The following is a 19,708-nucleotide window of genomic DNA, read 5'->3' as shown; positions in this document are numbered from 1 at the left end:
GAGCGCGGAGTCCGAGTGGAGAGGAACAGCCTCTGGAAACACCGAAGGCCGCCCCTCGGGCGGCCTTCGCGGTTCAGTGGTGCGCGCGATTGTCAGTGGGCCGCCGGATGAGCGGTCCACCACCAGGTCTGAGTCGTCTGCGCGAACATGCCCCGAACCCTAGCGGACCCGGGCGCGCGCGGCACTGGGTATCCGCTGTTCCGCGCGTCCTGTCCCCTCCCTCCCGTCCCCTCCGTTTCGTCCCGCCCCCGTCCCGTCCATCCGGTCCGTCTCATCTGGTGAGCCGAGGAATGGGCGAGCGAGCCGACCACGTAATGTTGGCAAGGTGACCGTGAACGCTAAGACCACCCCCAACGGTGGCAACACCTGGCGAGACCTTCCCGCGGCGCAGCAGCCCGAGTACCCCGATGCCGAGGCTCTGCGCGATGTGATCGCGGACCTCGAGTCGTATCCGCCGCTCGTCTTCGCGGGCGAGTGCGACCAGCTGCGCGCCCGACTGGGAGCCGTCGCCAAGGGCGAGGCGTTCCTGCTGCAGGGCGGCGACTGCGCCGAGGCATTCGACGGCGTGTCCGCCGACCACATCCGAAACAAGCTCAAGACCCTTCTCCAGATGGGCGCGGTGCTGACGTACGCCGCCTCCGTGCCCGTCGTGAAGGTGGGCCGGATCGCCGGCCAGTACTCCAAGCCGCGCTCCAAGTCGACCGAGACCCGCGACGGCATCACCCTGCCGACCTACCGCGGCGACTCCGTCAACGGCTTCGAGTTCACCGAGAAGGCCCGGATCCCGGACCCCGAGCGGCTGAAGCGGATGTACCACGCGTCCGCCTCGACGCTGAACCTCGTGCGCGCCTTCACCACCGGTGGTTACGCCGACCTGCGCCAGGTGCACGCCTGGAACCAGGACTTCGTGAAGTCGTCGCCGTCCGGACAGCGCTACGAGCAGCTGGCCCGGGAGATCGACAACGCGCTGAACTTCATGAAGGCGGCCGGAACCGACCCCGCGGAGTTCCGCACGGTCGAGTTCTACGCCTCCCACGAGGCGCTGCTCATGGACTACGAGACCGCCCTGACCAGGGTCGACTCGCGTACGGGCCACCTGTACGACGTATCGGGCCACATGCTGTGGATCGGTGAGCGCACCCGCCAGCTCGACGGCGCGCACATCGAGTTCGCCTCGAAGATCCGCAACCCCATCGGCGTGAAGCTCGGCCCGACGACCACGGTCGACGAGGCGCTGAGCTACGTCGACAAGCTCGACCCGGACCGCGAGCCCGGCCGGCTGACCTTCGTCGTCCGCATGGGCGCCGACAAGGTCCGCGACAAGCTCCCCGAGCTGGTCGAGAAGGTCACGGCGTCCGGCGCGGCCGTGGCGTGGGTGACCGACCCGATGCACGGCAACACCTACGAGGCCGCCTCCGGCCACAAGACGCGTCGCTTCGACGACGTGCTCGACGAGGTCAAGGGCTTCTTCGAGGTGCACAAGGGCCTCGGTACGCACCCGGGCGGCATCCACGTGGAGCTGACCGGCGACGACGTCACGGAGTGCGTGGGCGGCGGCGACGAGATCTTCGTCGACGACCTGCACCAGCGCTACGAGACGGCCTGCGACCCGCGGCTCAACCGCAGCCAGTCGCTGGACCTGGCGTTCCTGGTCGCCGAGATGTACCGCGACCAGTAGAGCCGGCAGAGCCCGGCGGGACCGGACCCGAAGAAGACGGTGGGGCGCGGATCGAATGTGATCCGCGCCCCACAGCCGTGTCCGGGGCTTTTGCGCGCGGAGGACGACGGGTAAGGTTAGGTTGTCCTTACCGATTAGTCGTCCCCCTCGGCCCGCGTCAGGAGGTGTACCGCGTGTTCGTCTGCTCTTGTTTCGGCGTGACCGATCAGCAGATCAAGGAGCACGCGGCCGCCGGTGCCTGCACACCGCGCCAGATAGCGTCGGTCAGCAAAGCGGGTACGGACTGCGGCTCCTGCGTACGCACGATCCAGGGGCTCCTGGGCCGTGGCGGATGCCCGCGCCGCACACTGGCCGAACAGGGCGGGGCGGCGCTCACCGGGGCGTCTCTCTCCGAAGCCGCCTGACCGGATTCCGATCCGCCGGCCGGCTGGTCAGCTGCTCGGCTGCTCGATCAGCTGGGCGATGTAGAGCGCCTCACCGAGTTTCTCGACCAGCTCCAGCTGGGTGTCGAGATAGTCGATGTGGTGCTCCTCGTCCTTGAGGATGTCCTCGAAGATGTTCGCCGACGTGACATCGCCCTTGGCCCGCATGACCTCGATGCCCCGCTTCAGGCGGTCGATCGCCTCGACCTCGATCTGCCGGTCGGCCTGGAACATCTCGGTGACGGTCTGTCCCACCCGCACGTGGAAAAGCCGCTGGTAGTTCGGCAGGCCGTCCAGGAAGAGAATCCGGTCGGTCAGTGTCTCCGCGTGCCTCATCTCGTCGAACGACTCGGCCCGGGTGTACTTGGCGAGCTTCGTCCAGCCGAAGTTGTCCTGCATCTTGGCGTGCAGGAAGTACTGGTTGATGGCGGTCAGCTCGGCGGTCAGCTGCTCGTTGAGGAATTCGATGACCTCGGGGTCGCCCTGCATCGCAGAGGCTCCTTCCAGGTGTGGTACTGGGCAGTTTTCGCGCATCCTCGCACCACGGGTGGGAGCCGTCCAGTAAGTGCAGGCTTATCAGGAGTTGCCCCGAATAGGGTCAGACCTGGTCATGACCACCCCTTGCGGTCTGTCACCATGGAGTCATGGGTCAGCCGGAAAGCCGGGAACATCACGAATCAGCGCAGCCCGAACTTCCGCCGGGACAGCGACTGCAGCGTGGCTGGCCGGTCACCCACTACGGTCCCGTACCCAAGTTCAAGCCGGACCGCTGGGAGTTCAGGGTTTTCGGCGCCACGGCGGACGGCGACAAGCACTGCTGGAACCACGAGGAATTCTCGGCGCTCCCGTTCGCCACGGTCGAGGCCGATCTGCACTGCGTCACGAAATTCAGCATGCTCAGGGCTGAATGGGGTGGCGTACTCGCTCGTACGATCGTCGAACTCGCGCCCCCCGCGCCGAGCGTCACGCACGTCATGGTCTGGGCCGAGTACGGCTTCAGCGCCAACCTGCGGCTCGCGGACTTCACTTCCGACCGGACCGTCTTCGCCACCCACAAGGGCGGTGAACTGCTGACCGCCGAGCACGGGTTTCCGCTGCGCCTGGTCGTACCGCACCTGTACGCCTGGAAGGGGCCCAAGTGGGTCCGGGGCGTCGAGTACATGACGGCGGACCGCCGCGGCTTCTGGGAGGAGCGCGGTTACCACAACGTCGGCGACCCCTGGCGCGAGCAGCGGTACTCCTACCAGGAGGAGCCGGGGGACGGCCCCGAGCTGTAGGGTCCGGCCGACCGTGCCCGTCCCCTCCGGCCTCCGGTCAGCGGTGGTACTGGTGGACCACCGCGTGGCCCTTGCCGCGGCCGATCATCCACTTGTTGACGGGTGTGGTGATGAGGAAAGCGGCGAAGAGGGCGAAGGCGAGTACGCCCCAGAACATTCCGTCGGTGAGGTGCGCGTCCATCGCGCCGGGCCACAGCGCGAGTACGCCGTTGTCGATCAGCTCCATCACCGCGATGGAGAGGGTGTCGGCGGCGAGCGCCACCCGGAAGGCGGTCCTGAAGTCGACGCCGGCCTTGAGGACGCCGCGCAGGGTGAGGGCGTAACCGAAGAAGAAGGCCAGGGTGATCGCCAGGATCATCGTCTGCACGTTGCCCCACCCGAGCGCGGTGCCGATGACCATGCCCAGCACCTCACCGATGGCGCAGCCGGTGAGGCAGTGGAGCGTGGCCTGGGCGGCCATGGACCAGCTGACCCTGTCGTGGCCGACGTGGTCGGCGTGGTTTCCGTGACCGTCTCGGTCTTCGTGGCCGTGGTGCGTGCTGTGCGTGTGTGCGTCGTGCTGCATGGCATGCCCCCAAGGTCGGGTAACTGTTCCTGCCACAGACAGAACCATATACCCCCTAGGGGTATTCCTCAATGGGTCTCCGCGAATCCCAGGAGTCGCGCAGCTCCTTCAGCCGCGCCACATCGGCCGCATGGGCCTCCTTGCCGCCCGGCGTCTCGATCGTCAGCGGTACGCCCGCGGTCGCCGGATGCGCGAACAGTTCGCGGAAGGGCTCCGAACCGATGCGGCCGGAGCCGATGTTCTCGTGGCGGTCCTTGTGCGCGCCGGCGCCTTCCTTCGAGTCGTTGGCGTGGATCAGCTTGAGCCGGCCCTCGCCGACCGTGTCCACCAGCAGGTCCAGCGTCTGCTTCATCCCGCCGGGCTCCGCGAGATCGTGCCCCGCCGCGTAGATGTGGCAGGTGTCGAGGCAGACGCCCAGCTTGGGGTGCGCGTCGAGCGCCTCGAAGTACGGGCCGAAGTCCCAGGTGCGCGAGCACAGGGAGGAGCCCTGCCCCGCCGTCGACTCGAGCAGCAGCAGCGGGTCGTCGTCGTGCGTCAGCTCGTCGAGGAGCGGCAGCAGGTACCTGCGTACCTGCGCGAGCGCCTCCGAGCGCGGCCGGCCACCCGTCGCCGAGCCGGTGTGCACCACCACGCCCAGCGCGCCGATCTCACGTCCGCGGCGCAGCGAGTGCCGCAGCGACTCCACGGACCTCTCGGCGGTCGCCTCGGTGTGCGAACCGAAGTTGATCAGATAGGGGGCATGGACGTACGCCGGTATCCGCTCGGCGGCACAGGCCGCGCGGAACAGCTCGTCCTGGGCGGGATTTCCGGTGGGCGCCGCCCAGCCGCGCGGGTTGGCGACGAAGACCTGAACGGTCTCGGCGCCCAGCTCACGGGCGTATGCGAGGCCGTTCGCGGCGAGACCGCCGGCTACGGGCACATGACTGCCGACGGGGTTTCGGGAGGGGAAAGGTGTGTTGCTCATCGACATCAAGGATGCCAGGGCGCCGGTGCGGGGGCCGCCGGCCGGGCGGCGGCCCCCGCACCGGCGGACTCCTCTACAGGCCCTTGGTCCTGATCGTGATCGTGCTGCCCTCCGGAGCCTCGTCGCCCTCCTCGACCGACTGGCTCGCGATCGTGTCGCTGAAGGAGAGGAAGGGGCGGTCCACCTCCACCTGGAAGCCCGCCTCCCGGAGCGTGCGCTTCGCGTCGTCGACGTCGTCACCGACCACGTCGGGCACGGAGATCATGCGCGGTCCCTTGGAGACCGTCAGCGTGACGGTGTCGCCCTCGGCGAGCCGGTCGCCCTCGGCCGCGGACTGCCGGACGACCGATCCCGCCTCCTCCCGGGAGGTGACGCGCGCGGGTGCGACCTTCACGGTGAGCCCGGCGTCCTCCAGTTCGGAGGTGGCGTCCTCCACGCTCTCGCCGGTCACGTCGGGCACCTCCAGGGGGGCGCCCTTGCTGACGACGAGGGCGACCGCGGAGTCCGGGCGCCGCTCGGTGCCGGCGCGCGGGGTCGTACTGACGACGGAGCCTTGCGGAACGCCCTCGCTGAACGTCCTGGTGACGACGCCGGGGGCCAGACCGGCCTTCTTGATCCTGTCCCTGGCCCCGGCCAGCGGCAGCCGCCCGACGTCGGGGACCTTCACGGTTTCGGGGCCGCGCGAGACGACCAGCGTGACGGAGCCGTTGTCAAGGATACGGGCACGGGAGGCGGGGTCGCTGTCCATGACCGTGCCGCGGTCGTACGCCTCGCTGTACTCGCGCCGCACCCCCTTCACCTCGAGGCCGGCGCCGGAGAGCCGCTCGGCGGCCTCCTTCTCCGTCCGGCCGAGGAGGGAGGGGACGTGGGTGAACTGTCCGGAGTTGATGTACCAGACGCCTGCGCCGCCCCCGAGGACGAGCAGGACGGCGGTCACGACCGCGAGTACGCCACGTCTGGGCGCGACGGCGCGCCCGGAGGGCACCGCCGCCAGTCGCGGCGGAGGCATCCGGAGCCGGCTGGTGCGGTGGAGGGGCTCGTCACCGCCGTCGCCGCCGGGGGCCGTGATCGCGCGCGCGATGACGCTCGTACGGTCCTCGGCGCCGTCGTGCGTCTGGGCACGGGCCTGCGGCGGCACCGCGTCGAGCTGCTCGTCGCTGAGCGCGGCACGTGCCTCCCTGGCCTGCGCGAGGAGCGCCACGGCGTCGTACGGACGGATCTCCGGATCGCGCGCGGTGGCGCCCGCGACCAGCTCGTCCAGAACGGCCGCGAGCATGGGAACGGCGGCGGACGGAGCGGGCACGTCCTCGTGGAGGTGCCGGTACAGAACCTGCGCGGGGGTGCTGCCGGAGTGCGGTTTGGCGCCGGTCAGCATCTCGTACAGCACGACGCCGCAGGCGTAGACGTCGGCACGGGTGTCGGCCGTGCCGTGCTCTATCTGCTCGGGCGCGAGATACGACACGGTGCCGAGGACCGACCCGGTGGTGCTGGTGACGGTGTCCACGGCCCGTACGAGACCGAAGTCGGCGACCTTGACCCGGCCGTCGTCCCCGATCAGGACGTTCTCCGGCTTCATGTCCCGGTGCACGAAGCCGGCGCGGTGCGCGGCCCCGAGCGCGGCCAGCACCGGCTCCAGGATGTCGAGGGCGGCACGGGGCTGGAGAGCGCCGCGCTCGCGCAGTACGTCGCGCAGGGTGCACCCGGCGACGTACTCCATGGCGAGGTAGACGTACCCCCCGGACGTCCCCTGGTCGAAGACGCCGACCACGTTCGGGTGCGCGAGCCGGGCGACCGACTTCGCCTCCCGGATGAACCGGTCCACGAAGGAGCCGTCGGCGGCGAGGGCGGGGTGCATCACCTTGAGGGCGAGCACCCGGTCGAGACGGGTGTCGACGGCCCGGTAGACCGTGGCCATGCCGCCGACGGCGATGCGCGCATCGACGCGGTAGCGGCCGTCGAGCACGTGCCCGACGAGCGGGTCCTGAAGGGTCGTATCCACGGGGCGAGTCTACGAGCCGCCGCCGACACGTCCTGCGGGTGCGGGTTCCGGGGGCGGCATTGCAGCGGAGCTGTGACGCGGGACGGGCCCGGCGCCCGCGGCGGGCCTTCTCCCGCGCGGCGGCCGGCCAGGGCCGCCAGGGCCGCCGGGTCAGAACGCCGGGCGTTCCGGGTCCAGCACCGCCCGCCCCGCCACCGGCGACGACGCCTCCGCGAAATGGCGCCGGGGAATCCGACCGGCCCGGTACGCCAGCCGTCCCGCCTCCACCCCGTGCCGCATCGCCTCGGCCATCAGCACCGGCTCCTGCGCCCGCGTCACCGCCGAGGCCAGCATCACCGCCGCGCACCCCAGCTCCATCGCCAGCGCCGCGTCCGACGCCGTGCCCGCCCCCGCGTCCAGCACGACCGGCACGCGCGCGTGCTCCACGATCAGCTGGAAGTTGTGCGGGTTGCGGATGCCGAGCCCCGATCCGATCGGCGACCCCAGCGGCATGATCGCCGCACACCCCACGTCCTCCAGCTTCCGCGCGAGCACAGGATCGTCGTTCGTGTACGGCAGGACGGTGAAACCGTCGTCCACCAGCGTCTCCGCCGCGTCCAGCAGCTCGATCGGATCGGGCAGCAGCGTCCGCTCGTCGGCGACGACCTCCAGCTTCACCCAGTCCGTACCCAGCGCCTCCCGCGCGAGGCGCGCCGTCAGCACGGCCTCGCCCGCCGTGAAACACCCCGCTGTGTTCGGCAGCACCCGGATGCCCAGCTTCTCCAGTACGGAAAGCACCGATCCCTGGACGGTCGGGTCCAGCCGCCGCATCGCGACGGTCGTCAGCTCGGTCCCGGACGCGACGAGGGAGCGTTCCAGCACGTCGAGGCTCGGCGCCCCGCCCGTCCCCATGATCAGCCGCGAGGAGAACGCGGTGCCGCCGATGGTCAGAAGGTCGTCGGCCATGGTTCAGCCTCCCTGGACTGCGGTGAGGACTTCGATGCGGTCGCCGTCGCCGAGCACGGTGGCATCCCACTGCCCGCGCGGTACGACGGTTTCGTTGAGGGCGGCGGCGACCCCCGAAGGGGCCCGGGTGAGGGCCGCGACGAGCGCGCCCAGCGTCGTACCGGCGTCGACCTCGCGGTTCTCGCCGTTCACGGAGATGGTCATGCGGGCTGCTCCTGCGGTACGGAGACGGGGGAGGAGGGGGGAGCGGAAGGGGCCGGTGCGAAACGCAGCGGGCTGAACGGACGCGCCTCGTCCGGCAACTCCCCGCCGGCCAGTACAGCGGCCATCGCATCGCCTGTCACCGGTGTGAGCAGAACCCCGTTGCGGTAGTGCCCGGTGGCCAGGTGGAGCCCCTCCAGCGCGGTCGGCCCGAGCAGCGGCGCGTTGTCCGGGGAACCGGGCCGCAGCCCCGCGCGGGTCTCCGTCAGCGGGAGTTCGGTGATGCCCGGCATCAGCTCGTGCGCGTCGCGCAGCAGTTCGTACACCCCGCCCGCCGTGACCGTCGTGTCCCAGCCGAGCTCCTCGCTGGTCGCTCCGACGACCAGTTCGCCGTTCTCGCGCGGCACGAGGTAGACGTGGCTGCCCCGCACCACGGCACGCACCGTCCGGCTCAGGAAGGGTGCGTACGCCCGCGGCACGGACAGCCGCAGCACCTGCCCCTTCACGGGCCGTACCGGCGGCAGCACCTCCTGCGGTACGCCCGCGAGCCGGCCGCTGAGGCTTCCGGCCGCCAGCACCACCTGGCCGGCGGTGAGCTCCGTCCCGTCCGCCAGTACGGCGCCGGTGGCCCGCTCCCGTACGACACGGAGCCGTTCGGCCCAGTCGCGGCGGAAGACCACTCCGGCCCGCTCACAGGCCGTCAGAAGGGCCGCGGCCAGCCGCCTCGGGTCGACCTGGTGGTCACCGTCGACCCGCAGGCCCCCGCGCACGCCCGGCGCGAGCATCGGCTCCAGGCGGCGGCACTCGCGCCCCGTGAGCCACTCCGAGGCGAGCCCGGAGCGGCGTTGCAGGGCATGGAGCTCGCGCAGATGGGCGCGGTCGTCCGTGTCGAGCGCGACGGCGAGCGTGCCGCAGGAGCGGTAGCCGGTGGCCTGTCCGCTCGCCGCCTCCAGCTCGGCGACGAACGCGGGATAGCGCTCGGCGGACGCGAGATTGAGGCCGAGGAGCGTCTGCTCCCCGTAGTGGAGTTCGGTGACGGCGGCGAGCATTCCGGCCGCGACCTGCGCGGCCCCGCCGCCCGGCTGCGGATCGGCGACGGCGACGCGCAGCCCGCGCTGCGCCGCCCGCCAGGCCGTGACCAGACCGATGATTCCGCCCCCGACGACGAGGACGTCTGACGATGTACGCGGCATGGGCGTCCAGCCCCTCCCTTCGCCGGCATGACCCGGATCAGGTTCGTACGGTCGGAGGCCGCCCAGCCTCCCTCTCAGCCCGGTACGTCCGGGCTCCCGCGAGTGCTTTACGGTGGCCACCCTAACGCCAGGCCCCGACGCGCTGTAAGGGAGCGACTCCTGTGGCCCGTTCGCTCGACGGACTCGTCCTCTCGCCGGTCGCCGACCAGGCCCCCGGCCAGGTCGGGACGCGGACCCGGTTCACCTACCACGAGGAGGACGGCCGGATCTGGGCCGAGTACGCGGGCGGCGACGTCGTACGGGGCCATCTCGTCGGCACCCGCGAGGGCGACGCGCTGGACTTCCGCTACGTACAGCTGAAGCAGGACGGCACGACCTCGTCGGGGCACTGCGCGTCCACCGTCGTCGGCCTCCCCGACGGGCGCGTGCGGCTGGAGGAGACCTGGGCCTGGGAGTCCCAGGAGGGCAGTGGGACGAGCGTCGTCGAGCAGCTGCCCCTGTGACGCTGGGGAGCTCTCCCTCCGGGGGCCCGACGAGGGCGGGGGGCGCGCCGTCCTACAGTGACCGGGTGAGCGAGCAGAGGCAGACAGAGCGGCGCGTCGTCATCGTCGGCGCGGGAATGGCCGGTGTCCAGACCGCGGTGTCCCTGCGCGAGCAGGGCTGGACCGGCTCCGTCACGCTGATCGGCGCCGAGCCGCACCAGCCGTACGACAGGCCGCCGCTGTCCAAGGCGGTGCTGCTCGGCCACGCCGAGGAGTCGGCCTTCGACGTCGACTTCGAGGCGCTCGGCATCGATCTCCACCTGGGGCGTGAAGTGACGGGCGTGCGCCCCGGGGCGCACGAGATCGACACGCCCTCGGGCCCCGTTCCGTACGACGCGCTGGTCGTCGCCACCGGAGCGCTGCCCCTCACGCTGCCCGGCGGCGAGGGCGTACCCGGAGTCCACCTCCTGCGCACCCTCGACGACGCCGCGCGGCTGCGGCCCGTGCTCGGACGGCAGCACGACATCGTGGTCGTCGGAGCGGGCTGGATCGGCGCGGAGTTCGCCACGGCCGCCCGCGGGGCGGGCTGCGCGGTGACCGTCGTCGAGGCGGCGGACCGGCCGCTCGCGGGCACCCTGCCCGCGGAGGTCGCCGCCCCGATGGCCGCCTGGTACGCCGAGAGCGGTGCCGAACTCCTCACCGGCGCGCGCGTCGCGCACATCGAGCCCGGCGCGGTCGTCCTCGCCGACGGCCGTCGGCTCGCGGCCGGCGCGGTGGTCGTCGGCATCGGTGCCAGACCCGCGACGGCCTGGCTCGCGGGCTCGGGGATCGAGCTCGGCCCGGACGGATCCGTCACCGCCGACGCCCGCCTGCGCACCTCGCTCCCCGATGTGTACGCGGTCGGGGACTGCGCCTCCTTCCCCTCCGCCCGCTACGGCGAACGCCTGCTCGTCCACCACTGGGACAACGCGCTCCAGGGGCCGCACACGGTCGCGGCGGACATCCTCGGCGAGACGCCGCGGGACTACGACCCCGTCCCGTACTTCTGGTCCGAGCAGTTCGGCCGCTTCGTGCAGTACGCGGGCCACCACGCCCGAGCCGACACGACGGTGTGGCGCGGCGACCCGGCCGGCGCCGACTGGTCGGTGTGCTGGCTGCGCCAGGGGGCGCTGGTCGCGCTGCTCACCGTGGCCCGGCCGCGCGATCTCGCGCAGGGGCGCAGGCTCATCGTGGCGGGTGTCCCGCTGGACCCGGACCGGGTCGCCGATCCGTCCGTCCCGCTCAAGACCACCACCCTTTAGGCCGGTAGTCGGGGCCGCACGGCAGGCCCCGGCTACCGACTGTCAGTCCCAGGTGGCACGCTTGTCCCGTGACCGAGATTGACGCAAAGATCGATGCTCTCGTCCCCGCCTGGTTCAACCTCCCCGACATCGCGGAAAAGCTCGGTGTCGAGGTGACGCGCGTCCGGCAGCTGGTCAAGGAAGGCCAGCTGATCGCCGTACGCCGCGGAGAGAACCGGGTGCTTCAGGTGCCTGCCGCCTTCATCGACGGCGACAAGGTGGTCAAGGGTCTCGCCGGGACCCTGACCCTCCTGAGGGACGACGGCTTCTCCGACGAAGAGATGCTCGAGTGGCTCTTCACCCCCGACCCGACCCTGCCCGGCACCCCCGCGCAGGCGCTGAGTGAGAATCGCGGCACGGAGGTGAAGCGGCGCGCCCAGGCGCTCGCCGTCTGATCACTGACGACACAACCGCACGCGGTGCACGGGCCTTCGCCGGCCTGTGCACCGCCCACCCACGGGGGGACTCCACCATGCCCACGTCCACGTCCACGTCCACGGAGAGTTCCACGACGGCGCGCGAGCAGCTCGCCGGTGCCCGGCTGTACCTGTGCACGGACGCGCGCAAGCGCCAGGGCGACCTCCCGGAGTTCCTGGACGCCGTCCTGTCCTCCGGCGTGGACATCGTGCAGCTGCGTGACAAGGGCATGGAGGCAGCCGAGGAGCTGGAGCACCTCCAGGTCTTCGACGACGCCTGCCGCAGGCACGGCAGGCTGCTCGCCGTGAACGACCGGGCCGACGTGGCCCACGCCGCCGGCGCCGGTGTGCTGCACCTGGGACAGGGCGACCTGCCGGTCCCGGCCGCGCGCGCGATCCTCGGCGCCGACGTCCTCGTCGGCCGTTCCACGCACGGCGAGTCCGAGGTGGACGCGGCCGTCGCGGAGCCCGGCGTGGACTACTTCTGCACGGGACCCTGCTGGCCCACCCCCACCAAGCCCGGCCGGTACGCCCCGGGCCTCGGCCTCGCCCGGTACGCCGCCGGGCTGCGCCAGGACCGCCCGTGGTTCGCGATCGGCGGCATCGACGCGGGCAACCTCGACGAGGTGCTGGACGCGGGTGCCCGCAGGGTCGTGGTCGTACGGGCGATCACCGAGGCCGACGACCCGGCGGCCGCCGCGGCGGAGCTCGCGAAGAGGGTCAGGGCGTACGCCGCGTAACTGCCCATGGCCGTTCAGGGGTGTCCACGGCTGTCCAAGGAGTGGACAACAATCCGGCAATACGGATAAAGCGCCCGCTCTGGTTGGGGCATCGCCGAGCCCTGGTTAACCTGCGGACATGGCCCTTGGCACAGCTTCGACCAGGACGGATCACGCGCCTACTGTGCGTGATCTGCTCGCGACCGGCAAAACCTCGTATTCGTTCGAGTTCTTCGCCCCCAGGACCGAAAAGGGGGGGCGGAGCCTCTGGAACGCGCTGCGCCGGGTCGAGGCGGTGGCCCCCAGCTTTGTCTCCGTGACCTACGGGGCCGGAGGATCCACCCGCGCCGGCACGGTCGGCGCCACCCAGCAGATCGCCGCCGACTCCACGCTCACCCCGGTCGCGCACCTCACCGCGGTGGACCACTCCGTCGCCGAACTGCGCAACATGGTCGGGCAGTACGCGGACGCCGGGATCCGGAACATCCTCGCCGTGCGCGGAGACCCGCCCGGCGACCCGATGGGCGAGTGGATCGAGCACCCGGAGGGCGTGCGGTACGCCGCCGAGCTCGTCCGGCTCATCAAGGAGTCCGGCGATTTCTGCGTGGGCGTCGCGGCCTTCCCCGAGATGCACCCCCGCTCGACCGACTGGGACAGCGACATCCGGCACTTCGTGGACAAGTGCCGCGCGGGCGCGGATTACGCGATTACCCAGATGTTCTTCGATCCGGAGAATTATTTGCGGATGCGCGACCGGGTCCAGGCGGCCGGCTGCGAGACCCCGATCATCCCCGAGGTCATGCCTCTCACCAGCGTCAAGCAGTTGGAGCGGTTTCCGCAGCTCAGCAACGCCACGCTCCCGGTGGAGCTGAAAGAGCGGATCCTCGCCGTCAAGGACGATCCGGCGGCTGTACGCTCCATTGGCATCGACTTCGCCACGGAGTTCTGCGCGAGGCTGCTCTCCGAAGGTGTGCCCGGATTGCACTTCATCACGCTCAACAACTCCACGGCGACGCTCGAAATCTACGAGAATCTCGGACTGCACGCGCAGTCGTGACCGGCCGTACCCGCCCCCCTCCGCGGTGACGGCCGCAGGAGGGGGCGGGCATGGGCGGCTGGACGGTCCTCTACATCGCATTCGGAATCGTCGCGCTGTGGCTGCTCGGCGAGGTGCTGCTGCAGTACAAGGCGCGGCTGAGGTGGCGGCTGCTGGCCTTCACCGGCTTCATGGGCGTGGTCCTCGGTGTGCTGCTGCCCTCCGTCCTCGTGATCGTGGGCGGCGCCGTCGCGTTCGCCATCGGCCAGACGTACGTCACGCTCTCGTTCCGCCGCGGCTTCTCGACGGGTTGGGCGATCGGCGGCAGGCCCGGTGAGAACCGTCGCCGCAAGCGCGGTGCGCCGGCCGTCGAGCAGGAGCCGAGGCTGCAGGTGTCGGACCTCGCGTACGAGCCGGCCGCCCCGCCGGAACCGGTGTACGCGCCGGTGGAGCCCCTCCCGGACGAGACCGGGCAGTACGGCGTGTACGACGTGGCGGCGTATGCGGCACAGCAGCCCCGGAGCGACGGCTTCGGCGCCGGCTACGGCGTGTACGACTCCCACTCCGGCCACGACCAGCCGGGCCAGGACACCTACGCCGGCCAGGACACCTACGCCGGCCAGTACGACTACGCCGGCCAGTACGACTACGCCTCGGGCCCGTACCAGTACGCCGCGTACTCCGACCCGTACATCGGCACCCAGCCGTACGGCGGCCAGGAGTACGGCAACGAGACACCGCCCGGCGGTGTCTGGGTCCCGCAGCAGCGCGACGGCGAGCAGCCCTTCGGGAGCCCGCAGCCGGCCCAGGAGCCGTACCAGAGCGGCTACGACACCACCGGCCACAACGAGCAGTACCGCTACTGACCGCCTGCCGCCCGGCTTGCTACTGCGAGCCGCGGAAGCCGTCGCCCTCGACGACCAGTCCCGCGACGAGCGCCCCGGACATTCCGGCATGCGCGAGCCCGCCCCCGGGGTGCGCCCAGCCCCCGGCCAGCAGCAGACCGGGCAGCCGCGTGGTGTTGGCCGTGTGCAGATGGCGGCCCTCGGCCCCCGCCAGGGCGGGCGGCGGCACCGCACCTCCCGCGGCGCCGGTCGCGGCCGCGGTGTCCGCCGGGGTGCGGACCTCACGCCACAGCAACCGCTCCCGCAGGTCCGGCACGGCCGGGAGCGCGGCCGCGGCCATCCCGTCGGCGTACCGCGCGACGAGCGCTTCGTCCGTCCAGTCGACCGGCCCGTGCGCCGCCACGGTCGCCGTGAGCGTGACCGCCTCGTGGGCGTCGTCCGGGCGCGTCACCGGGTCGTCGGGCCGCAGCACGGTGATGGTGGGGCGTCCGGAGTGCTCACCGCGGAACGCCGCGGACGCCTCCGCACCGGCGTCGGGGGAGTGGACCACCGTCCGGTGGACCGTGCCGTCCGGGCGGCCGCCGCGCAGCGCGAGGAAGACCGTGAACCGGCCCGGGGGCACGGGCCCCGGCTCCACGTCGCCCGGTGCCCACGCCTGGCGCCCCGACGTCATCCCGGCGAGGGCGCGGGGGTCCGCCCCGAAGACCACCGAGTCCGCTTCGACGACCGTGCCGTCCGACAGCTCCACGCCCGCCGCGCGGCCGTCCTTCTCCGTGACCGCGACCACCTCGGCGCCGAAGGCGAACTCCACCTTCCGGGCCAGACACCGCTCGTACAGCGCCCGCGCCAGCTCCCGCATCCCGCCGCGCACGTACCAGCTGCCGAAGGTCTGCTCCATGTACGGCAGCACCGCCGCCGCCGCGGGCGCGCTGCGCGGATCGAGCCCGTACGCCAGGGCGTAGCTCTCCAGCAGGGCCGCCAGCCGGGGATCCGCCAGCTCCCACGCCCCGATCTCCCCGACCGTGGCCGCCCACTGGTCGCGCCGCAGCACCCTGCGCCGGCGCACCGACGGATACGGATCGCGACCGAGCACCTGCCAGTCCGGCCGCAGCGGTTCTTCGAGCAGCGGCCGTCTGGTCCTGTCCCACGCGTCACGGGCGCGGTTCAGGAAGTCGCCCCAGCGCTCACCTGCCCCCACGCCGAGCGCGGCGTCCAGCGCGGAGACGACCTGGGCGCGCGAGGCGTTGGGCAGCGAGACGTCCGTACCGTCGTCGAAGAGGTGCCGGCTCGCGGGGTCCACGGGGGTGAGCGCGACGCACCGCTCCAGGGGCTCCTTGCCGGTCTTGACGAACAGGTCCCGGTAGACGGCGGGCAGGTGCAGCAGTCCGGGCCCCGTGTCGAAGACGAAGCCGTCCCGCTCGAACCTGCCCAGCGCGCCGCCGTACGTCGCCGCGCGCTCGTACACCGCCACACGGTGGCCCGCGACGGCCAGCCGGGCGGCGGACGCCATCGCGCCCATCCCGGAGCCGATCACCACAATCCGTGCCATGCCAGGGACTGTATCGGCCACCACTGACAACCCGTTCAGGAGCCCGCGAGGGGGGGCGGAGGCGGCGGAAGTGGCGGAGAGGGGGAGAGGGGGTGAGAGGAGGGCGAGTGAAGGAAGAGAGGGGAGGGGGAGCGGGGAAGTGCGAATACGGGCGTGATCGGGACCAGTCGTCGCCGGGCCGCGCCGGGGTCGAGCGCGCCGACCTGAGTATCCGTACCTAGTGCGGGAGATGAGTAGCTGTGCGGATGGGCCCCGGCCTGCGCGGACGGAAGAGTGGGGACCACGGAAGGGGCGCAGCGCCGACACCGCCGACACGGGGCGGCGGAGGCGGCGCGGCTCCCCTGACGAACCGGGGGTGCACACGGGGGTCGGGGGGCTCACGGGGGGGGCACGGGGAAACGCCGGTCCGGCGAGGCTCGGGGGGATCGAGCCTCGCCGGACCGGCTTTCTCGCTGCCGTGCGCTAGTGGCCGCTCACCCGGCCGCGCAGCAGCAGTGACAGCGCCGAGTGGACGTCGTCGATCGTCCGCTCCCGCTGGAACGCCTGCCAGTCGAGCGCCGCCACCAGCACCATGCCGACCAGCGCGGCCGCCGTCAGCGGAATGTCGATCTCCTTGCTCAGCTCGCCGTTGGTGACGCCGTCGCGCAGCACCGTCTCGACGACGGCGACGGCTTCCTGCCGTACGACCAGGAGCGTCGACTGCCAGGCCCTGTTGGTGCGCCACAGTTCGGCGACGTACAGCTGGGTGAAGGCCGGATAGCGGTCGATGAAGCCCAGACCGGCCCTGATCATCGCGTCGAGGGCCTCCACCTTGGTGCCCCCGCGTTCCGCCGTCTCGTCGGCCGCCGCCTGGAGGGAGGCGGTGAGCAGTCCGACGCCGTGCCGCAGCAGCTCTTCGAAGAGCTCCGTCTTGCTCTTGAAGTTGTAGTAGACCGTGCCCTTGGCGACCCCGGCGCGCTCGGCGATCTCGTCCACCGTCGTCGAGGAGAAACCCTGCTCCGCGATGAGGGTGACGGCTGCCTCGTAGAGCTTCTGCCGGGTGACCTCGCGGCGCGTTCTGCTGCTTTCCATGGACACGATTCTCACAGGCTGAGCTCCGGGTGGAGACGGTCGACCGTCCACACCTGCTTGCGCCGGGCGGAGACGGCCGTCAGCGCCAGCGCTCCCACCGTGAAGGCGAGCAGCACCAGGCTGCCCGTCCAGACCGGTTCCAGGCCGCCGCCCGTGATCAGCCGGCGCAGGCCCTCCACGACGTAGGTCATCGGCAGGAAGGGGTGGATGGCGTTGAAGAAGTCCGGACTGGTCTGCACGGGGTAGGTGCCGCCCGCCGAGGTCAGCTGGAGCATCAGCACGGCGAGGACCAGGATGCGGCCCGCCGCGCCGAACCGGGCGTTGAGCCACTGCACGACCGCCGCGAAGCAGCCCGTCACGAGGACCAGGAAACCGGCCGTTCCCGCGACGCGCGCCAACTGCAGCCCGAGACCCCAGTGGAGTACGGACATCAGAGCGGCACTCTGCAGCACCCCGAGCGCGGCCACCGGCAGCCAGCCCGCGAGGGCGGTCCGCCAGGCCGAGGCCCCCGCCGCGAGGGCACGGCGGTTGAGCGGCTGGATCAGCATGTACGCCACCATCGCGCCGACCCACAGGGACAGCGGGATGAAGTACGGGGCGAATCCGGTGCCGTAGTTGGGCGCCTTGTGCATCGACTGGGAGGCGAGCTGGACCGGGTCGGCCATCACCTGGGTGCGCCGGTCGCGGTTCTTCTCGTCGTAGTCGGGGATCTGGCCGACGCCCTTGTGCAGGCCGGTGGCGAGCTCGCCGGAACCGTCGGCGAGCTTGACGAGGCCGCCGTTCAGCTCCCCGGCGCCGGACTTGAGCCGGCCGAGGCCGTTGTCCAGGTCGACGGCGCCGGTTTTGAGCCTGCCGATGCCGCTGTCGAGGCCGGTGGCGCCGCTCTTCGCGGTGGCCAGGCCGGTGTCGAGGCCGGCGGCGCCCCGGGCCACTTTCCTGGCACCGGCGTTGAGCGCGTTGACCTCGCTGACGGCGTTGCCCAGGTCCTCGTCGAGGTGGGGAGCGCGCGTCGAGAGCTTGTGCGCCTGCTGCTGGAGTTCGGCCAGGTCCTTGTCCAGCCGCGTCAGGTCACCACGCTGGTCCTTGACCAGGTCGTTGACGTCCGCGGAGAGGAGAGCCGCGTCCGCGGCGGCCTTGTCGGCCTTCTTCAGCTGCGGACAGGCGGAGTCGGCGAGCGGCTGGTCCACCTGCCCCGCCCGGTCCGCCTGGTTGCCACAGAGCGCCTGGTAGACGGTGTGCAGGTCGTCGGCGGCCACGCGGGCCTCCTCGGCCGCGCCGGGCGCGTCCTTCACGAGCCCGTCGAGATTGTCGCGTACCACCCGGGTGCCGTCGGCGACGAGCTTCGCCGTGTCCCCGACCGTCCTGCCGTTGTCCTTCAGGTACGGGCGGACGGTTCCCGCGATGCCGTTGACCGTGTCGGCGAGCTTCTGGGTGCCGTTCGCCACCTGCTGCGAGCCGCTCTTCAGGTCGCCCGATCCCTTGTGCAGCTTCTTCAGTCCGCCGGACAGGTCGCCGCTGCCCTTCTTGGCGTTCCTCAGACCGTCCGCGAGATCCTTCGAACCGGCCTTGGCCGTGTCGAGGCCCCCCTTGAGATCGTCGGAGCCCTTCTTCGCCTTTCCGATGCCGCCCTTGATGCCGTCGGCACCCTCGGCCGCCTTCTGTGTGGCGTCATGGATGTCGGAGAAGGAGATGAAGATCTTGTCGAGGAACGAACGGGAGGCGTTCTTCGAAGCGGCGGTGCGCACCTCGGAGAAGACCGTTCGCGATATCTGCCCGACGATGTAGTTGTTCGCGTCGTTGGTGCGCACCTGAAGGGCGCTCGTCTCGGGAACGTCGCCGGAGCTGGAGGCGATCCGTTCGCTGAAGTCCGACGGCATGGTCAGGGACAGGTAGTACGCACCGTCCTCGACACCCCTGCGGGCCTCGGCGGCGCTCACCTCGTGCCACTCGAAGACCTTGCTGTCGTGCAGTTTCCCGGTGAGTTCGTCACCGGCGGCGATCTTCCGGCCGTCGGCGGTGGCGCCCTTGTCGTCGTTGACGAGGGCGACGGGTATCCGGTCGAGCCTGCCGTACGGGTCCCAGAAGGACCACAGGTACAGCGCGCCGTACAGCAGCGGAAGCAGCAGCAGCGCGACGAGCGCGGCGCGCGGCAGCTTCCCCCTGCCGAACCGCTTGAGTTCAAGCGCGGCCAGTTTCGGCGAGCGCATCGGCCGCCCCCTCTTCGGTGTCGTCGAAGTTCCCGGTCCCGGTCCCGCTCTCGTCCCCGCTCCCGGTGGTGATCCGCAGCGCGTCGTCGGGCGCCTCACTGCACACCGCGACGACGGTCGTCCCCGCCCGGGCGACGGAGCGCAGCAGCTCCCAGGCCAGAGCGCGTTCGGCGTCGGAGAGCTTGAGGTCCAGGTCGTCCACGGCGAGCAGCCGGGGACGACCCGTCAGCGCCAGCCCGACGGACAGGCGCAGCGCCTCGGGACGCTCCAGATCCCGTACGGACGTACGCGCTCCCTTGGGCAGCGTGTCCAGGTCCAGCCCCACGGCGTCGAGCGCGGCGTCGACCCTGGCCCGCGCTTCGGCGGCGCGTCCGGCGCGGGGCCGAAGCAGCGCGCGCAACGACCCGTCGAAGCGGCGCTGGAGGAGCGCGCGCTCCCGCAGGTGTTCGGCGACCGTGAAGGCCGGGTCGAGTTCGCTGACGCCGGTGACCGGGCCCAGCGCGCTCATGCGGCGTACGGCGGCCATCTTCTTCGGCAGCCGCGCGCCACCCACCTCCGCGTGGCCCTCGGTGGCGCGCATACGGCCGGTGAGGGCCAGCAGGAGGCAGGTGCGGCCGGAGCCGGACGGCCCTTCGACCGCGACGAGCGCGCCGGGCTCCGCCGCGACGCGCACGTCGCGGAACACCCAGCCGCGCGGGCCCTTCAACCCGAAGTCCTCCGCCGCCACGGCTGCCCCGTGCGGGCTGTCCACAAGCCCTCCTCATTTTTGCACTGACTGGTCAGTTCAAAAAGTATCCCG

Annotated in this window: 21 protein-coding genes and 1 riboswitch; of the genes, 9 read left to right on the top strand and 12 right to left on the bottom strand. The window is 71.5% G+C overall.

Annotated features, from left to right (window positions below):
- Positions 1-92 precede the first annotated feature (92 nt).
- The gene (locus ABD374_RS34740) at positions 93-149 is read right to left on the bottom strand and encodes a trp operon leader peptide (RefSeq protein WP_355716996.1); all 57 of its coding nucleotides are present in this window, start codon (positions 147-149) and stop codon (positions 93-95) included.
- Positions 150-325: 176 nt separating this feature from the next.
- Here ABD374_RS34740 and ABD374_RS26865 point away from each other — a divergent pair, with 176 nt between their 5' ends.
- Both ABD374_RS26865 and ABD374_RS26860 read left to right on the top strand, forming a co-directional pair.
- The gene (locus tag ABD374_RS26865; protein WP_344498304.1) at positions 326-1,678 is read left to right on the top strand and encodes a class II 3-deoxy-7-phosphoheptulonate synthase; all 1,353 of its coding nucleotides are present in this window, start codon (positions 326-328) and stop codon (positions 1,676-1,678) included.
- Between the two features lie 173 nt (positions 1,679-1,851).
- On the top strand, positions 1,852-2,082 hold the full coding sequence (locus tag ABD374_RS26860) for a (2Fe-2S)-binding protein (RefSeq protein WP_425577362.1): 231 nt from the start codon (positions 1,852-1,854) through the stop codon (positions 2,080-2,082).
- 27 nt (positions 2,083-2,109) lie between these two features.
- On the opposite strand, the gene bfr is transcribed toward ABD374_RS26860, so the two are convergent.
- On the bottom strand, positions 2,110-2,589 hold the full coding sequence (bfr, locus tag ABD374_RS26855) for a bacterioferritin (protein WP_344498300.1): 480 nt from the start codon (positions 2,587-2,589) through the stop codon (positions 2,110-2,112).
- 155 nt (positions 2,590-2,744) lie between these two features.
- On the opposite strand from bfr, the gene ABD374_RS26850 reads away from it, so the two are divergent.
- Positions 2,745-3,377: a sulfite oxidase-like oxidoreductase gene (locus ABD374_RS26850; RefSeq protein ID WP_344498298.1), complete on the top strand. Its 633-nt coding sequence runs from the start codon at positions 2,745-2,747 to the stop codon at positions 3,375-3,377.
- Between the two features lie 37 nt (positions 3,378-3,414).
- Here the strand turns inward: ABD374_RS26850 and ABD374_RS26845 are convergent, their stop codons facing one another.
- From ABD374_RS26845 to thiO, 6 genes are all read right to left on the bottom strand, one after another.
- Entirely contained in the window at positions 3,415-3,942 is a 528-nt protein-coding gene (locus ABD374_RS26845; protein WP_344498296.1) for a DUF4396 domain-containing protein, read from the bottom strand.
- A 55-nt stretch (positions 3,943-3,997) separates the two neighbouring features.
- Entirely contained in the window at positions 3,998-4,906 is a 909-nt protein-coding gene (locus ABD374_RS26840; protein WP_344498295.1) for a deoxyribonuclease IV, read from the bottom strand.
- 73 nt (positions 4,907-4,979) lie between these two features.
- On the bottom strand, positions 4,980-6,905 hold the full coding sequence (pknB, locus tag ABD374_RS26835; RefSeq protein WP_344498293.1) for a Stk1 family PASTA domain-containing Ser/Thr kinase: 1,926 nt from the start codon (positions 6,903-6,905) through the stop codon (positions 4,980-4,982).
- A gap of 150 nt (positions 6,906-7,055) precedes the next feature.
- Positions 7,056-7,850: a thiazole synthase gene (locus ABD374_RS26830; protein WP_344498291.1), complete on the bottom strand. Its 795-nt coding sequence runs from the start codon at positions 7,848-7,850 to the stop codon at positions 7,056-7,058.
- Between the two features lie 3 nt (positions 7,851-7,853).
- Entirely contained in the window at positions 7,854-8,054 is a 201-nt protein-coding gene (gene thiS, locus ABD374_RS26825) for a sulfur carrier protein ThiS (protein WP_344498289.1), read from the bottom strand.
- A complete protein-coding gene (gene thiO, locus ABD374_RS26820) occupies positions 8,051-9,244 on the bottom strand; it encodes a glycine oxidase ThiO (protein WP_344498287.1) in 1,194 nt (397 codons plus the stop codon). Before thiO ends, thiS begins: the two co-directional genes overlap by 4 nt.
- Positions 9,242-9,354, bottom strand: a riboswitch (TPP riboswitch). Its footprint overlaps the gene before it by 3 nt.
- 51 nt (positions 9,355-9,405) lie before the next feature.
- Between thiO and ABD374_RS26815 the strand changes: the two genes are divergently transcribed.
- From ABD374_RS26815 to ABD374_RS26790, 6 genes are all read left to right on the top strand, one after another.
- The gene (locus ABD374_RS26815) at positions 9,406-9,747 is read left to right on the top strand and encodes an avidin-fold protein (protein WP_344498285.1); all 342 of its coding nucleotides are present in this window, start codon (positions 9,406-9,408) and stop codon (positions 9,745-9,747) included.
- A 65-nt stretch (positions 9,748-9,812) separates the two neighbouring features.
- Positions 9,813-11,027: an NAD(P)/FAD-dependent oxidoreductase gene (locus ABD374_RS26810; RefSeq protein WP_344498283.1), complete on the top strand. Its 1,215-nt coding sequence runs from the start codon at positions 9,813-9,815 to the stop codon at positions 11,025-11,027.
- Between the two features lie 68 nt (positions 11,028-11,095).
- Entirely contained in the window at positions 11,096-11,461 is a 366-nt protein-coding gene (locus tag ABD374_RS26805; RefSeq protein ID WP_093801255.1) for an Rv2175c family DNA-binding protein, read from the top strand.
- A gap of 77 nt (positions 11,462-11,538) precedes the next feature.
- Positions 11,539-12,222 (top strand): thiamine phosphate synthase, encoded by a 684-nt coding sequence (thiE, locus tag ABD374_RS26800; protein WP_344498281.1) that lies wholly within the window; start codon positions 11,539-11,541, stop codon positions 12,220-12,222.
- 118 nt (positions 12,223-12,340) lie between these two features.
- The gene (metF, locus tag ABD374_RS26795; protein WP_344498279.1) at positions 12,341-13,258 is read left to right on the top strand and encodes a methylenetetrahydrofolate reductase [NAD(P)H]; all 918 of its coding nucleotides are present in this window, start codon (positions 12,341-12,343) and stop codon (positions 13,256-13,258) included.
- A gap of 50 nt (positions 13,259-13,308) precedes the next feature.
- Positions 13,309-14,103: a hypothetical protein gene (locus tag ABD374_RS26790; protein ID WP_344498277.1), complete on the top strand. Its 795-nt coding sequence runs from the start codon at positions 13,309-13,311 to the stop codon at positions 14,101-14,103.
- Between the two features lie 19 nt (positions 14,104-14,122).
- On the opposite strand, the gene ABD374_RS26785 is transcribed toward ABD374_RS26790, so the two are convergent.
- The 4 genes from ABD374_RS26785 to ABD374_RS26770 form a co-directional block, all read right to left on the bottom strand.
- Positions 14,123-15,631, bottom strand: a complete 1,509-nt coding sequence (locus ABD374_RS26785; protein WP_344498275.1) for a phytoene desaturase family protein — start codon at positions 15,629-15,631, stop codon at positions 14,123-14,125.
- Between the two features lie 462 nt (positions 15,632-16,093).
- Entirely contained in the window at positions 16,094-16,702 is a 609-nt protein-coding gene (locus ABD374_RS26780; protein WP_344498273.1) for a TetR/AcrR family transcriptional regulator, read from the bottom strand.
- A gap of 11 nt (positions 16,703-16,713) precedes the next feature.
- Entirely contained in the window at positions 16,714-18,909 is a 2,196-nt protein-coding gene (locus ABD374_RS26775) for a YhgE/Pip family protein (RefSeq protein ID WP_344498271.1), read from the bottom strand.
- Entirely contained in the window at positions 18,881-19,660 is a 780-nt protein-coding gene (locus ABD374_RS26770; RefSeq protein ID WP_344498269.1) for an ATP-binding cassette domain-containing protein, read from the bottom strand. Before ABD374_RS26770 ends, ABD374_RS26775 begins: the two co-directional genes overlap by 29 nt.
- Between the last annotated feature and the right edge of the window lie 48 nt (positions 19,661-19,708).

The organism is Streptomyces enissocaesilis, assembly GCF_039533765.1.
Classification (GTDB): Bacteria; Actinomycetota; Actinomycetes; order Streptomycetales; family Streptomycetaceae; genus Streptomyces; species Streptomyces enissocaesilis.
Note: the sequence above shows the minus strand (reverse complement) of the source record. Positions and strands in the feature narration are given on the sequence as shown.

Coding starts and splice junctions, on each gene's coding strand:
- bfr (WP_344498300.1), bottom strand. CDS start 2,589: ATGCAGGGCGACCCCGAGGTCATCGAATTCCTCAACGAGCAGCTGACC.
- ABD374_RS26850 (WP_344498298.1), top strand. CDS start 2,745: ATGGGTCAGCCGGAAAGCCGGGAACATCACGAATCAGCGCAGCCCGAA.
- ABD374_RS26845 (WP_344498296.1), bottom strand. CDS start 3,942: ATGCAGCACGACGCACACACGCACAGCACGCACCACGGCCACGAAGAC.
- ABD374_RS26840 (WP_344498295.1), bottom strand. CDS start 4,906: ATGAGCAACACACCTTTCCCCTCCCGAAACCCCGTCGGCAGTCATGTG.
- ABD374_RS26830 (WP_344498291.1), bottom strand. CDS start 7,850: ATGGCCGACGACCTTCTGACCATCGGCGGCACCGCGTTCTCCTCGCGG.
- thiS (WP_344498289.1), bottom strand. CDS start 8,054: ATGACCATCTCCGTGAACGGCGAGAACCGCGAGGTCGACGCCGGTACG.
- thiO (WP_344498287.1), bottom strand. CDS start 9,244: ATGCCGCGTACATCGTCAGACGTCCTCGTCGTCGGGGGCGGAATCATC.
- thiE (WP_344498281.1), top strand. CDS start 11,539: ATGCCCACGTCCACGTCCACGTCCACGGAGAGTTCCACGACGGCGCGC.
- metF (WP_344498279.1), top strand. CDS start 12,341: ATGGCCCTTGGCACAGCTTCGACCAGGACGGATCACGCGCCTACTGTG.
- ABD374_RS26790 (WP_344498277.1), top strand. CDS start 13,309: ATGGGCGGCTGGACGGTCCTCTACATCGCATTCGGAATCGTCGCGCTG.
- ABD374_RS26785 (WP_344498275.1), bottom strand. CDS start 15,631: ATGGCACGGATTGTGGTGATCGGCTCCGGGATGGGCGCGATGGCGTCC.
- ABD374_RS26780 (WP_344498273.1), bottom strand. CDS start 16,702: ATGGAAAGCAGCAGAACGCGCCGCGAGGTCACCCGGCAGAAGCTCTAC.
- ABD374_RS26775 (WP_344498271.1), bottom strand. CDS start 18,909: ATGCGCTCGCCGAAACTGGCCGCGCTTGAACTCAAGCGGTTCGGCAGG.